11 protein-coding genes are annotated in these 14,287 nt (G+C 70.2%); 4 read left to right on the top strand and 7 right to left on the bottom strand.

The window, feature by feature from the left end; all coding sequences use genetic code 11:
• Positions 1-123: 123 nt before the first annotated feature.
• The gene (locus OG975_RS29245; protein WP_406336513.1) at positions 124-2,394 is read right to left on the bottom strand and encodes a serine/threonine-protein kinase; all 2,271 of its coding nucleotides are present in this window, start codon (positions 2,392-2,394) and stop codon (positions 124-126) included.
• Positions 2,395-2,543: 149 nt separating this feature from the next.
• On the opposite strand from OG975_RS29245, the gene OG975_RS29240 reads away from it, so the two are divergent.
• On the top strand, positions 2,544-3,653 hold the full coding sequence (locus OG975_RS29240) for a serine hydrolase domain-containing protein (protein WP_406332352.1): 1,110 nt from the start codon (positions 2,544-2,546) through the stop codon (positions 3,651-3,653).
• A 215-nt stretch (positions 3,654-3,868) separates the two neighbouring features.
• Here the strand turns inward: OG975_RS29240 and OG975_RS29235 are convergent, their stop codons facing one another.
• Entirely contained in the window at positions 3,869-5,575 is a 1,707-nt protein-coding gene (locus tag OG975_RS29235) for a glycerol-3-phosphate dehydrogenase/oxidase (RefSeq protein ID WP_406332351.1), read from the bottom strand.
• 271 nt (positions 5,576-5,846) lie between these two features.
• Between OG975_RS29235 and OG975_RS29230 the strand changes: the two genes are divergently transcribed.
• Together OG975_RS29230 and OG975_RS29225 are read left to right on the top strand one after the other, a co-directional pair.
• Positions 5,847-7,055 carry a nucleotide sugar dehydrogenase gene (locus OG975_RS29230; RefSeq protein ID WP_406332350.1) on the top strand — a complete coding sequence of 403 codons (1,209 nt, stop codon included), beginning with the start codon at positions 5,847-5,849 and terminating at the stop codon, positions 7,053-7,055.
• 154 nt (positions 7,056-7,209) lie between these two features.
• A complete protein-coding gene (locus tag OG975_RS29225; protein ID WP_406332348.1) occupies positions 7,210-7,812 on the top strand; it encodes a hypothetical protein in 603 nt (200 codons plus the stop codon).
• Positions 7,813-7,904: 92 nt separating this feature from the next.
• On the opposite strand, the gene OG975_RS29220 is transcribed toward OG975_RS29225, so the two are convergent.
• From OG975_RS29220 to OG975_RS29205, 4 genes are all read right to left on the bottom strand, one after another.
• Positions 7,905-9,029 carry a GuaB3 family IMP dehydrogenase-related protein gene (locus OG975_RS29220; protein WP_330306767.1) on the bottom strand — a complete coding sequence of 375 codons (1,125 nt, stop codon included), beginning with the start codon at positions 9,027-9,029 and terminating at the stop codon, positions 7,905-7,907.
• Positions 9,030-9,133: 104 nt separating this feature from the next.
• Complete coding sequence (gene guaB, locus OG975_RS29215; RefSeq protein ID WP_406332346.1) at positions 9,134-10,639, bottom strand: IMP dehydrogenase; 1,506 nt, start codon at positions 10,637-10,639, stop codon at positions 9,134-9,136.
• A gap of 405 nt (positions 10,640-11,044) precedes the next feature.
• Complete coding sequence (locus tag OG975_RS29210; protein WP_327431061.1) at positions 11,045-11,620, bottom strand: sigma-70 family RNA polymerase sigma factor; 576 nt, start codon at positions 11,618-11,620, stop codon at positions 11,045-11,047.
• 268 nt (positions 11,621-11,888) lie between these two features.
• Positions 11,889-12,500 (bottom strand): response regulator transcription factor, encoded by a 612-nt coding sequence (locus tag OG975_RS29205; protein WP_003948568.1) that lies wholly within the window; start codon positions 12,498-12,500, stop codon positions 11,889-11,891.
• A gap of 391 nt (positions 12,501-12,891) precedes the next feature.
• Here OG975_RS29205 and OG975_RS29200 point away from each other — a divergent pair, with 391 nt between their 5' ends.
• Positions 12,892-13,221 carry a WhiB family transcriptional regulator gene (locus OG975_RS29200; protein ID WP_327431060.1) on the top strand — a complete coding sequence of 110 codons (330 nt, stop codon included), beginning with the start codon at positions 12,892-12,894 and terminating at the stop codon, positions 13,219-13,221.
• Positions 13,222-13,312: 91 nt separating this feature from the next.
• Here OG975_RS29200 and OG975_RS29195 read toward each other — a convergent pair whose 3' ends face one another.
• A complete protein-coding gene (locus OG975_RS29195) occupies positions 13,313-14,209 on the bottom strand; it encodes a LysR family transcriptional regulator (protein WP_406332344.1) in 897 nt (298 codons plus the stop codon).
• Positions 14,210-14,287: the final 78 nt, after the last annotated feature.

Genomic DNA, 14,287 nt, shown 5'->3' with positions numbered 1-14,287 from the left:
CCGTTACGGCTTCGTACGGTCCGCAACCACTCACGATACGTGCCGGAGGCAACCCGCAAAGTGGGGATTGCGAGATCTCACGGCCACCATGCGTGGCGGAACGTCACACCGGCGAGCGGTACGTCACGACTTCGGCTGGAACGTCGTGGTGAATGTCTTCCATGTGTCCTTGCGCAGCTCACTGTCCCACTTGGCCGCTTTAGCCGTGTACATCAGCGCGTATCCCTGATGGGAGTTGACGACGAACCCGCGGTCGATCGACCGGTACTTCGTGCCGCTCTCCGTGTAGGTGAACTCCCAGTCGGCCGTGTTCCAGCCGCGGTATTCCACCTTCTCTATGCGCACCCGCTTGTACTGCGAGCGCGTCATGTACCGCTCCTGGTTCTTCCAGTCCGCGACGGGGTCGTCCTTGGGCGTCGTCGTCCAGCCGACCAGAAGCTTCTGCCCGTCGGGGCCGGTGAACCGGGCTCCCGCGCTGCCCGTGGACTCGTACTTCCACCCCTTCGGCAGCCCGATCGAGAACCCCTGCCCGCCCTTGTACGTCGTCACCGCGGTGGAGCCCGACGAGCCCGACTCCTTGCCGCCGCTGTCCGTCCCGCTCGACGCGCTCGCACTGGCGCTCGCGCCCGACGTGGCGTTCGCGGTCTCCTCCAGGCCGGAACCCGCGGTGGAGCCCGTCTTGGCACCGCTGTCCGTGTGGTCGCCGCCGCTGCCGCTGCTGTCCTTGCCGCCGCTTCCCGCGGTCGCCCCGCTGGAGGCGGACGCCTTGGTGTCGCCGCTCTTGCCGCCCTTCGACCCGTTGTCGTCCCCGCCACCGAGCGTGAGCGCCAGCACGGTCCCGAGCACGGCCAGCACCACGACCAGCGCGATGATCACCAACGTCCGCTTCGGCACCACATCCGTCAACGGCGCCCGGGGCACCGGCCGCGGCGGCCGCTCCGGAGCCACCGGCCACCCGGATCCCGAGGCCCGCCCGGCCGACCCACCAGCACCCACGGAACCCGCGGCACCAGCAGCAGCACCAGCTGTGCCCGCCGAACTGGAGTTCACCGACGTACTGTCACGAACCCCCGCCTTCCCGGAGGAAGCCGCACCGGCACCGGAACCCGTCCCCGCGGCAGCCGCACCAGCACCAGCGCCAGCGCCAGCGCCGGAAGCCTTCCGCAACCCGGGCGACACAGGCGGTGCGGGCGGCGCGGGCGGCACCGGCGCCGAAGGCGACGCAGCCGTGGACACACCGGACACACCGGCACCCGCACCCGCGGAAGCCGCCCCGTCGCCCGCCGCCGACCCGGAACCCTCCGTGCCGACAGCCTTCGCGCGCGCCGTCGCCGCCGCGGTGGCCGCCGCCGTGGCAGCCCCGGCCGCCGAGGCGGCCTTCCGCACGGAACGCAGCGCCCCGCGAAAACGATCCGCCGCCTCTTCGCCCCGCTTGACCCCGGAACCGCCCGAACTCCCCTTGCCCCGGCCCTCGTCGGGCACCGGCGGCAACGCCACGACCTTGGTCGCGTCCGCCGGCTCCGGCACCGTCTCCCGGGGCTCGGGCGCGTTCAGCACCTTGTTGAGCATCGCCCGGGCGCCCGCGTCGTCGAGCCGCTGCTCGGGGTCCTTGGCGAGCAGCCCGTAAATCACGTTCTCCAGCGGCCCCGCGTTCTTCGGCTGCTCCACCGGCTCGGTCATCACCGCGGTGAGCGTCGCGATCGCGGAACCCTTGTCGTACGGAGGCACGCCCTCCACCGACGCGTACAGCAGCCCGCCCAGCGACCACAGGTCGGCCGCGGGACCGGGCTTGTGCCCGCGCGCCCGCTCCGGCGAGATGTACGAGGGCGCGCCGACGAGCATGCCCGTCGAGGTGATGGACGGGTCGCCCTCGACCTGGGCGATACCGAAGTCGGTCAGCACCACCCGGCCGTCGTCGGACATCAGCACGTTGGACGGCTTCACGTCCCGGTGCAGGATGCCCTCACGGTGCGCCGAACGCAGCACGTCGAGTATCGCCAGGCCGACCTCGGCGGCGCGCTTCGGCGTGAGCAGGCCGTCCTCGCGGATGACCTCGGCGAGCGACTTGCCCTCGACGAGCTCCATCACGATCCACGGCCGGTTGTCCTCGTCGACCACGTCGAAGACCGTCACCGCGCCGTTGTTGCGGACCCGCGCGATCGCCTTGGCCTCGCGCAGCGTGCGCGTGATCAGCCGCCGCTTCTCGTCCTCGTCGATGCTCGACGGGAACCGCAGCTCCTTCACGGCGACCGTGCGGCCCAGGGTTTCGTCCTTGGCCCGCCACACCGTGCCCATGCCGCCGCGGCCGAGAACATCCCCCAACCGGTATCGCCCGGCGAGGAGACGTTCGCTCTTGTCCTGACGGGATGCTCCCGCCCGCTCCGCCTCCGACATGCGTCCCCTCATGCAACCCGCCCTGACAGAGCCTCCATTGTCCCTCACCCGACAAGTACTCAACGCCCAGGGGCCCCCTCACGCCCCGACCGCCCGGCGTCCACACAGCTCCGTCCCACATGATGGGCCGGAACAAGGAAGGACCGCCGATGCCTGCGACCAGGACACCTCGGACACTTCTGGCCATACCTGTGTCCCTGGCGCTGCTCGGCCTGGCCCCGAGCGGTCTTCTGATCCTGACCCCGTCCCCCCTCACCTCCCCCGTCTCCGCGACCCCAACGGCCTCACCAGCCCTCACATCCCCGGCGACAGACGCTGCCCTCGCCCTCCTCGTCACCCGCGGCAAGGCCCCGGCCGCGGCCATGCTGGCCGGTGACGACTCCGGCTCACGCTTCGCCCGCGCCGGATCCGGAATCGCCCGCTCCGACCACTTCCGCGCGGGCAGCATGACCAAGACGTTCATCGCGACGGTGGTCCTGCAACTCGCCGCCGAGCACCGGCTGTCCCTGTCCGACTCCGTGGACGATCACCTCCCGGGCCTGGTGCGCGGCGCGGGCAACGACGGCCGCCGGCTGACGTTGCGCGCCCTGCTCACCCACACCAGCGGCCTGTACGACTTCACCGCGGACACCAAGGGCCTGGTCCCCGTCACCCCGCTTCAGGCCGTACGCATCGCACTCACCCACCCCCCGGCCGACCGCGGCCGCTTCGCCTACTCCAACACCAACTACGTAGTGCTCGGCATGGTCGTCGAGCAGGTCACCGGTCACTCGTACGCCACCGAGGCCGAGCGCCGGATCATCGCTCCTCTCCGTCTGACCGGCACCTCCTTCCCGGGTGCCCGCACCTCGCTGCCCTCGCCGCACGGTCGCTCGTACACCGCCGACGGCTTGGACGTCACTGAGCTCGACCCGCGCGTGGCCGGCGCGGCGGGTGAGCTGGTCAGCACGCTCGCCGACCTCAACCGCTTCTACTCCGCCCTGCTGGGCGGCGACCTGCTGCCCTCGCACTGGCTGCGCGAGATGCTCAACACCCGTACCGCACAGGGCGAGTACGGCATGGGGCTGTTCCCCGTGAAGCTGCCGTGCGGGACCACGGTGTGGGGGCACAACGGCCGGATCTCCGGCAGCTACGTGCGCACCGCGGCCACCGTCGACGGTCGTCGTGTCCTCACCTTCCGGGTGAACACGGATGCGATGGCAGACCCCGACCTCGAACCCGCGCTGCTCGCTGCCGAGTTCTGCCCCCGCACCTCGTAGAACGTGCGGGTTCCGAACGAAGATCCCGGAACGCGACACTCGTTCGGGTGACATCCCGCCGGGCGGCCCGGCGGGATGTGCCGAGCGGGTCCTGTCGGCGCACCCGTCGACACGACCCATCGGCAGGGCCCCTCGACAGGGCCCGTGGCGCACCTCGCCGGCGCACGCCATCCAGCCCGTGGCACCGCACCCCACGGATCTCCGGATCTACGGATCTACAGCGGCACGATGTCCGGCGCTCCCAGCCGCGCCGCGTCCGCCGTCAGGTCGTCCGGCTGGCGCTGGGACTCCCGCTCGGCCTCGACCCGCTTCTCGTAGTGCTCCACCTCGCGCTCGATCTGGTCCTTGTCCCAGCCGAGGACCGGTGCCATCAGCTCGGCGGCGTCGCGGGCGCTGCGCGTGCCGCGGTCGAAGGTCTCGATCGAGATGCGGGTGCGCCGGGTCAGCACGTCGTCCAGGTGGCGGGCGCCCTCGTGCGAGGCGGCGTAGACGATCTCGGCCTTGAGGTAGTCGTCGGCGGCCGGCAGGGGCTCGCCCAGGGACGGGGTCTCGGTGATGAGGTCGAAGAGCTCCTCGGCGAGCGCCCCGTATCGGTTCAACAGGTGCTCCACGCGCACCACATGGATCCCGGTGCGCTGCGCGATCCGCGCTCGCGCGTTCCACAGCGCCCGGTAGCCCTCGGCGCCCAGGAGCGGGATGTCCTCGGTGACGCACTCGGCGACCCGCTGGTCGAGGCCGTGCACCGCCTCGTCCACCGCGTCCTTGGCCATCACCCGGTAGGTCGTGTACTTGCCGCCCGCCACGACCACGAGCCCCGGCACCGGATGGGCCACGGTGTGCTCGCGCGACAGCTTGCTGGTGGCGTCCGACTCGCCGGCGAGCAGCGGCCGCAGCCCCGCGTAGACGCCCTGTACGTCGTCGCGGGTGAGCGGCACCGAGAGCACCGAGTTCACATGCTCCAGCAGATAGTCGATGTCCGCGCTGGACGCCGCCGGGTGGGCCTTGTCGAGGTCCCAGTCGGTGTCGGTGGTGCCGATGATCCAGTGGCGTCCCCAGGGGATCACGAACAGCACGGACTTCTCGGTGCGCAGGATCAGACCTGTGGAGGAGTTGATCCGGTCCTTCGGTACGACCAGGTGGATGCCCTTGGACGCCCGGACGTGGAACTGCCCGCGCTCTCCCACCATCCCTTGGGTGTCGTCGGTCCACACGCCGGTGGCGTTGACGACCTGCTTGGCGCGGATCTCGTACTCCCCGCCGCCTTCGACATCCTGCACCCTTGCGCCGACAACGCGTTCGCCCTCGCGCAGGAATCCGGTCACGCGCGCGCGGTTGGCGACCTTCGCGCCGTACGCGGCCGCCGTACGCACCAGGGTCGCCACATAACGGGCGTCGTCCATCTGTGCGTCGTAGTACTGCAAGGCGCCGACCAGCGCGTCCTTCTTCAACGCGGGGGCGACGCGCAGGGCGTGGCCGCGGGTCAGGTGACGGTGTGTGGGCAGTCCTCGGCCGTGGCCGCTCGAAATCGACATGGCGTCGTAGAGGGCGACGCCCGAGCCCGCGTACAGCCGCTCCCAGCCCTTGTGCTGGAGCGGGTAGAGGAACGGGACGGGCTTCACCAGGTGCGGTGCTAGCCGTTCGAGGAGCAGACCGCGCTCCTTCAGGGCCTCGCGCACCAGTGCGAAGTCGAGCATCTCCAGATAGCGCAGTCCTCCGTGGATCAGCTTGCTGGACCTGCTCGACGTGCCCGACGCCCAGTCACGCGCCTCGACCAGGCCCGTGGACAGGCCGCGTGTCACGGCGTCGAGTGCGGTACCCGCGCCGACCACGCCCGCGCCGACGACCAGCACATCCAGTTCGTGCTCGGCCAATCCCGCCAGTGACTCGGCGCGCTCCGCCGGCCCCAGTGTCGCTGTCCTCACCGCTGCCTCCCGCTATATGTCGCGTTGGCCGCACCTGTCGGGCGACGCCCGGCTCACATCCCCCATGCCCAAAGTCTGACCTCCTAGCCCGACATCGGCCACCGCCCGCCCGCAGCCTGTGGACAACTCTCGGCGACTCGCTAGGAATCACGGCCGAACAATCCAGCAAATCGGTCATATTTACTCCTAGTCTGACATTGCGCTCGCCCATCCTGTCCACAGGGCTTGCGCACCTGTCCCGCTTCGGTTACTGGGAAGGACGGCCCACGCCATGCCCGCAGATCTCGCCGTCATCGGACTCGGTCATCTCGGCCTGCCGCTGGCCCAGGCCGCCGTCGCCGCCGGCATCCCCACGCTCGGCTACAAAACAGGGCCGGAAGGCGGCTCCCTCACGCCCGCCGAACTGCGCCGGATGCTCTCGGGGGGCTTCCGGCCCGCCGGCAACCCGGCCGAGCTCGGCCGCGTACGCACCGCGGTCATCTGCGCACCGACCCCACGGGGCGCCGACGGCGGCCTCGACCTCAGCCAGGTGGAGGCCGCCGCCCGCACCCTGGCCGCGCAGCTGCGCCCGCACACCACGGTGATCCTGGAATCACCCGTGCACCCCGGCACCACGGAGGAATTCCTCCGCCCGCTCCTCGAAGAGGGCTCCAGGCTGCGCGCGGGGCGTGATTTCCACCTGGCGTACTCACCCAGTCGGGTAGATCCCGGCAACCGCGACTTCGGTCCCGCCAACACACCGAAGGTCATCGGCGGTCTGACCCCCGCGTGCACCGAGTCGGCCGCCGCCTTCTACGGGCGCCTCACCGACAAGGTGGTACGCGCGCGTGGACCACGCGAAGCGGAAACGGTGCAGCTCCTGGAGACCAACTACCGGCACGTCAACATCGCCCTCGTCAACGAGATGGCCGTGCTCTGCCACGACCTGGGCGTCGACCTGTGGGACGTCATCCGCTGCGCCGAGACCAAGCCGTTCGGCTTCCAGGCGTTCCGGCCGGGCCCCGGTGTGGGCGGTCACGGCATCCCCCAGGACCTGACCGGCCACACGACCCGCTCACTCCGGATGGTCGAACTGGCCCAGCAGGTCAACAGCCACATGCCGCAGTACGTCATCCAGCGCGCCGCCACGCTCCTCAACGAGCACGGGAAATCGGCCCGCGCCGCGCGCGTGCTCCTCCTCGGCGTCACCTACAAGCCCGATCTCGCCGACCAGCAGGGCACCCCCGCCCACGAGATCGCGCTGCGCCTGATGGAACTCGGCGCGTCCGTCAGCTACCACGACCCGCACGTCCCGGCCTGGAGTGTCCTCGGGCGCCCCGTCCCGCGCGCGGACTCCCTCTACGAGGCCGCGGCCGACGCCGACCTCACGATCCTGCTCCAGCAGCACCGCACGTACGACCTTCAAGGACTGTCCGTGAAGGCCCAGCTGCTGCTGGACACCCGGGGGGCGACCCCGACCGGGGCGGCGCACCGGCTCTGACCTCCCCGAAATCTCCTCACGGGCTGTCACTCCGGCCTGCTAATGTGCGGCAGCTCTCGCACACAAGTGCGCCCGCGTCCCGGGCGCCCTCAGATGTGCGCTCACGTCCCTGGCGCACATCTCAAGTGCGCACACATTCCCTGGGGGGAACCACATGAGTCAGTCGACTCCGCCGCCGTCCGGTCCACCGGTCGACAACCCGTACGCGGGCCAGAACCCGTACGCCGGCCAGCCCGGCCAGCCGCCCGCCCCGGAGCAGGGTGCCGACAAGGCCGGCATCCCGCAGCAGGGCGCCCCGCTGGGCGCGCCCCAGCCCGGCTTCCCGATGGCCCCCGTCGCCCCGGCCGCTCCGGTGCGCAACAACCTCGGGCTCGGCCTCGCCGCCGCCGTCGGTGCCGCCCTGGTCGCGGCGGGCGTCTACGGCGCCATCATCGGCCTCACCAAGCACGAGATCGGCTGGGCCGCCGTCGGCGTCGGCTTCCTGATCGGCCTCGCCGCGGGCCGCTTCGGCGGCCGCAACCCGATCCTGCCGATCGTCAGCGTGGTGCTGTCCGTCGGCTCGGTCTACCTCGGCCAGCTGGTCGGCGAGGCCATGATCGGCTCCAAGGAGGTCGGCATCGGCTTCAACGAGCTGTTCTTCGACCACTTCGACGTGGTCCAGGAAGCCTGGAAGGCCGAGGCCGACCCGCTGACCTTCGTCTTCTTCGCGATCGCCGCGTACGTGGCGTTCTCGAGCGCCCGCAAGGCCGGTCAGTAGCCGGAAACGGCATGAGAAAGGGCCCGTCCACCATGTGGTGGACGGGCCCTTCGTGCGCTACGAACTTTCGCGCCTACGAGCTGTCGTACGAACTAGCGCTTGTGCTGGGAGTCCGCGACCGTCACCTCGACGCGCTGGAACTCCTTGAGCTCGCTGTAGCCGGTGGTGGCCATGGCGCGGCGGAGGGCGCCGAAGAAGTTCATGGAACCGTCGGGGGTGTGCGAGGGGCCCGTGAGGACCTCCTCGATCGTGCCGACGGTGCCGAGGTCGACCTTCTTGCCGCGCGGCAGCTCTTCGTTGACCGCCTCCATGCCCCAGTGGTGGCCCTTGCCGGGCGCATCCGTGGCACGGGCCAGCGGGGAGCCCATCATCACGGAGTCGGCACCGCAGGCGATGGCCTTGGGGAGGTCGCCGGACCAGCCGACGCCGCCGTCGGCGATCACGTGCACGTACCGGCCGCCGGACTCGTCCATGTAGTCGCGGCGGGCCGCGGCCACGTCCGCGACGGCGGTGGCCATCGGGACCTGAATCCCCAGCACGTTGCGCGTGGTGTGCGCGGCGCCGCCGCCGAAGCCGACGAGGACACCGGCCGCGCCGGTGCGCATCAGGTGCAGGGCCGCGGTGTACGTGGCGCAGCCGCCGACGATCACCGGGACGTCCAGCTCGTAGATGAACTGCTTCAGGTTCAGCGGCTCGGAAGCGCCCGAGACATGCTCGGCCGACACCGTCGTACCGCGGATGACGAAGATGTCCACGCCCGCGTCCACGACGGCCTTGGAGAACTGCGCCGTGCGCTGCGGGGACAGGGCCGCGGCGGTGACGACGCCGGAGTCGCGCACCTCCTTGATGCGCTGCCCGATCAGCTCTTCCTTGATGGGAGCCGCGTAGATCTCCTGGAGGCGGCGGGTCGCGGCGTCCACGTCCAGCTCGGCGATCTCGTCGAGCAGCGGCTGCGGGTCCTCGTACCTCGTCCACAGGCCTTCGAGGTTGAGGACGCCCAGGCCGCCCAGCTCGCCGATGCGGATCGCGGTGGCCGGGGAGACGACCGAGTCCATCGGGGCGGCCAGGAACGGCAGCTCGAAGCGGTAGGCGTCGATCTGCCAGGCGATCGAGACCTCCTTCGGGTCTCGCGTACGGCGGCTCGGGACGACGGCGATGTCGTCGAAGGCATACGCCCGGCGGCCGCGCTTGCCGCGCCCGATCTCGATCTCAGTCACGTGTGTGGCCTTTCCCTCTTCGCTTCTGCGCCTCCCAGTATCCCCGACGCCTACGACAAGGGCGGCCCCGGAGCCTCCGGGACCGCCCTCAAGTACATGTACGGCTAGTCGTTACGGCTGTAGTTCGGCGCCTCGACCGTCATCTGGATGTCGTGCGGGTGGCTCTCCTTGAGGCCCGCCGAGGTGATCCGGACGAACCGGCCCTTGGACTCCATCTCGTCGATGGTGGCCGCGCCCACGTACCCCATGGTCTGGCGCAGACCGCCGACGAGCTGGTGCAGCACGTTGGCCAGCGGGCCGCGGTAGGGCACCTGTCCCTCGATGCCCTCGGGCACGAGCTTGTCGTCGGACGCCACCTCCGCCTGGAAGTAGCGGTCCTTCGAGTACGACCTGCCCTGACCCCGGGACTGCATGGCGCCGAGGGAGCCCATGCCGCGGTACGACTTGAACTGCTTGCCGTTGATGAAGAGCAGCTCGCCGGGCGACTCCTCACAGCCCGCCAGGAGGCTGCCGAGCATCACCGTGTCGGCACCGGCGGCCAGCGCCTTGCCGATGTCGCCGGAGTACTGCAGACCACCGTCGCCGATCACCGGGACACCCGCGGCGCGGGCCGCGAGGGCCGCTTCGTAGATGGCGGTGACCTGCGGGACGCCGATGCCGGCGACCACACGGGTGGTACAGATCGAGCCGGGCCCCACGCCGACCTTGACGCCGTCGACACCGGCGTCGATCAGCGCCTGGGCGCCGTCACGCGTGGCGACGTTGCCGCCGATCACGTCGACGCCCACGCTCGACTTGATCTTCGCCATCCAGTTGAGGGCGTTGCTGTTGTGCCCGTGCGAGGTGTCGACGATCAGGAAGTCCACCCCGGCCTCGGCCAGCGCCTGAGCGCGCTCCAGGGCCTCGGGGCTGGCGCCGACGGCGGCACCCACCAGCAGGCGGCCCTCGGCGTCCTTCGCGGCGTTCGGGTACTTCTCGGCCTTCACGAAGTCCTTGACCGTGATGAGGCCCTTGAGGACACCCGCGTCGTCGACCAGCGGAAGCTTCTCGATCTTGTGGCGGCGCAGCAGCTGCATGGCGTCCGAGCCGGAGATGCCGACCTTGCCGGTGACCAGCGGCATCGGCGTCATGACCTCACGCACCTGGCGCGAACGGTCGGTCTCGAAGGCCATGTCACGGTTGGTGACGATGCCGAGCAGCTTGCCGCCGGCGTCGGTGACGGGGACGCCGCTGATGCGGAACTTGGCACACAGCGCGTCGGCCTCGGTCAGCGTCGCGTCCGGGTGCACCGTGATCGGGTCGGTGACCATGCCGGACTCGGAGCGCTTCACCAGGTCGACCTGGTTGACCTGATCCTCGATGGAGAGGTTGCGGTGCAGTACACCGACGCCTCCCTGCCGGGCCATGGCGATCGCCATGCGCGACTCGGTCACCTTGTCCATCGCCGCGGAGAGCAGCGGGATGTTCACACGTACGTTGCGGGAGATACGGGACGAGGTGTCGACCGCGTTGGGCAGCACTTCGGAGGCGCCCGGCAGCAGCAGCACGTCGTCGTAGGTCAGCCCGAGTGTCGCGAATTTGGCGGGCACTCCGTCGACGTTGGCAGTCATGACACCTTCCCCATATGGCCTTGATCGGTGCGGATGTCCATGCTAACGGGAAGCACGGCTCTCCCATTCCACGGTTGAGGGTGTGATTGGGCTTCGTATGTTCGTACGTGGCTGGTGTCATCCCTGTTCAGCCGCTTGCCGGGGAGGCTCCGGGATGCCGTTGCGGCGGAGAGGAGCGGAGAAGAAAAAAGCTGCCCCGCGGCGGAAGGAAACCCGGCCCCGACAGAGGGAAACCTCCCCGCGCCCCTGAATGCGTCTGCGGGCCGGTGGGGGCTGGTCGCGCAGTTCCCCGCGCCCCTGAAAGCAGGGCCGCACCCCGGGTTCTTTTTGGGGAACCCCACCCACCCGCAGCCAAAGAACCGGCCCAGGGCGGCCGAGACACAGCCACCCCGGCAGAAGAAATTCCTACTGCTCCGCCAGCGCCCGCAAGCGGCTCAGCGCCCTGTGCTGTGCCACCCGTACGGCCCCTGGTGACATTCCCAACATCTGGCCCGTCTCCTCGGCCGTGAGGCCCACCGCGATGCGCAGCAACAGCAGCTCGCGCTGGTTGTCGGGGAGGTTGGCCAGGAGTTTCTTGGCCCATTCGGCGTCGCTGCTGAGGAGGGCACGCTCCTCGGGGCCGAGCGAGTCGTCCGGGCGCTCGGGCATCTCGTCCGAGGGGACGGCCGTCGAGCCGGGGTGGCGCATCGCGGCGCGTTGCAGGTCAGCGACCTTGTGCGCGGCGATGGCGAAGACGAACGCCTCGAAGGGACGCCCGGTGTCCTTGTAGCGCGGCAGCGCCAGGAGCACCGCGACGCAGACCTCCTGCGCCAGGTCCTCCACGAAGTGCCGCGCGTCGCCCGGAAGTCGGGACAGACGGGTGCGGCAGTAGCGCAGAGCCAGCGGATGTACATGGGCGAGCAGGTCGTGTGTGGCCTGCTCGTCGCCGTCGACCGCGCGATGGACGAGCGCACCGATCACCGTCGTCCCGTCGTCGCGCATCGGTCCATGGTGCCTGGGCGTCGTCCGATCCGTGGCACCGCGTCCGTAGTTGTGCACCGAAGCGTTATGAGCAGGTGCGCCGGAACTCATCTCCTGCGCCCTCCCCTTCCGCTCGACCGACTCGTCCCCAAGAGACTCCACACCTCAAGGATGCGGCATCCGCCGGGAAACCGGGATCGGGCACCGAAGAGACTCGCCCTGAGGGCCCGGCCCCACCCGCCATGAGGCGGGCAGGGGCTACTACCGTCATACCCTCGAGGCGGCTCACCTAGCGAACCAGACCCCACCGGAAACCGAGCGCCACGGCGTGCGCGCGGTCCGAGGCGCCGAGCTTCTTGAACAGCCGCCGGGCGTGGGTCTTGACGGTGTCCTCGGAGAGGAACAGCTCACGGCCGATCTCCGCGTTGGAGCGGCCGTGACTCATGCCTTCCAGCACCTGGATCTCACGCGCGGTGAGCGTGGGCGCGGCACCCATCTCGGCCGAGCGCAGTCTGCGCGGGGCGAGCCGCCAGGTGGGGTCGGCGAGTGCCTGCGTCACGGTCGCCCGCAGCTCCGCGCGGGAGGCGTCCTTGTGCAGATAGCCGCGGGCACCGGCGGCGACGGCGAGCGCCACGCCGTCCAGGTCCTCGGCGACGGTGAGCATGATGATGCGCGCACCGGGGTCGGCGGACAGCAGCCGCCTGACCGTCTCCACGCCGCCCAGTCCGGGCATGCGTACGTCCATCAGAATCAGGTCCGAACGGTCGGCACCCCAGCGGCGGAGGACTTCCTCGCCGTTGGCCGCCGTCGTCACACGCTCGACGCCGGGCACGGTCGCGACCGCGCGGCGGAGCGCCTCTCGGGCAAGCGGGGAGTCGTCGCAGACGAGGACGGATGTCATGGCCGCCCTCCGCAGCTGATGCGCGTCACCTTGAGCCTCCAGGCTGGGTACGAATCGTCACCTGTGCGGTTGACACTCGCCGGCGGATACTGCCGCCTGCCCGAGCGCTTGTTCCTTCAACCGCATCCGCACTCTCAACGATGGTCACTCGAAAGAGTTACGGGGCAGTCGGTCATCTTCGGCACTCTACGTGAGGGTGCGGACACGGTGCAGACATGCACAACGGACCCTCAATGTTTCATCACAACCTATGCCCCATTTAGCCCGATTTCTTCCCCTTTGCTGGTGTCTGCGGCTAGATTCGCAATGAGTCATATTTTCATCTCCTTAGATCGTAGATGTACGGTCGGTGGGCACAGAGCAGCCCAGAACGGCAACAAGGGGACACGCAATGGCAGATTTCTCCCGCCTTCCCGGTCCGAACGCGGACCTCTGGGACTGGCAGCTTCTCGCGGCCTGCCGCGGGGTCGACAGCTCGCTCTTCTTCCACCCGGAGGGCGAGCGCGGTGCGGCACGGAGCGCTCGTGAGAACTCGGCCAAAGAGGTCTGCATGAGATGCCCGGTACGCGCGGAGTGCGCGGCGCACGCACTGGCGGTGCGTGAGCCGTACGGCGTGTGGGGCGGACTGACCGAGGACGAGCGCGAAGAACTCATGGGTCGGGCGCGCAACCGGCTGGTCTCGGCGGCGGCCACCGGAAGCGGTCACGCTTCGAACAACTGAAGGAACGTTTCTGCACGGTGGGCACGCGCACGCGTGCCCCTATTTTCCCCGCTACCGCCCTTTCCCGCCTTCCCCGTACCGCCTTTCCCGGCTACCGCGCCGCGGCCCGGGCCAGCCGGTCCAGCGTTGCCGCCACCGCCGGCACCTGGGCCAGATCAGGCAGCGTGAGCGCGACGATCTCCCGTCGCACCGGGGGCTCCACCGTCACCGTGCGTGCCCCCTTGGGACGTACGGACTCGATGGCGAGCTCCGGCAGGACGGCCACCCCCAGACCCGCGCCGACGAGGCCGACCACGGCCGGGTAGTCGTCGGTGGCGAAGTCGATACGGGGCTCGAAGCCCGCGCTGCGGCAGACCTCGATCAGCTGTCCGCGGCAGCGCGGGCACCCGGCGATCCACGGCTCTCCGGCGAACTCGCCGATCGCGACCGACTCCGCCCGGGCGAGGCGGTGCCCCTCGGGCACGAGCCCGACGAGCCGGTCCGTCAGCAGCGGCCGTACGACCAGGTCGTCCCACTCCTCGGCGCCGGCCGCTCCCTCGTACCGGAAGGCGAGCGCGATGTCGCAGTCGCCGGCCCGGAGCTTCTCGACGGACTCGGGCGGCTCGGCCTCCTCCAGGGAGACACGGGTGCCGGGGTGCGCGGCGCGCAGCGCGGCGAGGGCCGTCGGGACGAGCGTGGAGCTGCCGCTGGGGAAGGAGACGAGCCGGACCCGGCCCGCGCGCAGGCCCGCGATCGCGGCGACCTCCTCCTCGGCGGCCGTGAGCCCGGAAAGGATGCCCGCCGCGTGCCGGACCAGTGCCTCACCCGCCTGGGTCAGGCGCATCTCGCGCCCTGTGCGGATCAGCAGCGGTGTGCCGACGGACGACTCCAGTGCCTTCATCTGCTGGCTGACGGCGGGCTGGGTGCAGCCCAGCTCGCGCCCCGCCGCCGAGAAGGAGCCGGTGGTGGCGACGGCGCGCAGCACGCGGAGATGACGGGCCTCGATCATGCGTCGAGCATAAGCGAGTCTTGGGGGTGTCGCCGAATATTGCGTCGCCGCTTTGACCGCCATCGCCTAGCGTTGTTG

This window comes from Streptomyces sp. NBC_00203 (assembly GCF_045206325.1).
Classification (GTDB): Bacteria; Actinomycetota; Actinomycetes; order Streptomycetales; family Streptomycetaceae; genus Streptomyces; species Streptomyces lutosisoli.
Note: the sequence above shows the minus strand (reverse complement) of the source record. Positions and strands in the feature narration are given on the sequence as shown.

Coding starts and splice junctions, on each gene's coding strand:
- OG975_RS29245 (WP_406336513.1), bottom strand. CDS start 2,394: ATGTCGGAGGCGGAGCGGGCGGGAGCATCCCGTCAGGACAAGAGCGAA.
- OG975_RS29240 (WP_406332352.1), top strand. CDS start 2,544: ATGCCTGCGACCAGGACACCTCGGACACTTCTGGCCATACCTGTGTCC.
- OG975_RS29230 (WP_406332350.1), top strand. CDS start 5,847: ATGCCCGCAGATCTCGCCGTCATCGGACTCGGTCATCTCGGCCTGCCG.
- OG975_RS29225 (WP_406332348.1), top strand. CDS start 7,210: ATGAGTCAGTCGACTCCGCCGCCGTCCGGTCCACCGGTCGACAACCCG.
- guaB (WP_406332346.1), bottom strand. CDS start 10,639: ATGACTGCCAACGTCGACGGAGTGCCCGCCAAATTCGCGACACTCGGG.
- OG975_RS29210 (WP_327431061.1), bottom strand. CDS start 11,620: ATGCGCGACGACGGGACGACGGTGATCGGTGCGCTCGTCCATCGCGCG.
- OG975_RS29205 (WP_003948568.1), bottom strand. CDS start 12,500: ATGACATCCGTCCTCGTCTGCGACGACTCCCCGCTTGCCCGAGAGGCG.
- OG975_RS29200 (WP_327431060.1), top strand. CDS start 12,892: ATGGCAGATTTCTCCCGCCTTCCCGGTCCGAACGCGGACCTCTGGGAC.
- OG975_RS29195 (WP_406332344.1), bottom strand. CDS start 14,209: ATGATCGAGGCCCGTCATCTCCGCGTGCTGCGCGCCGTCGCCACCACC.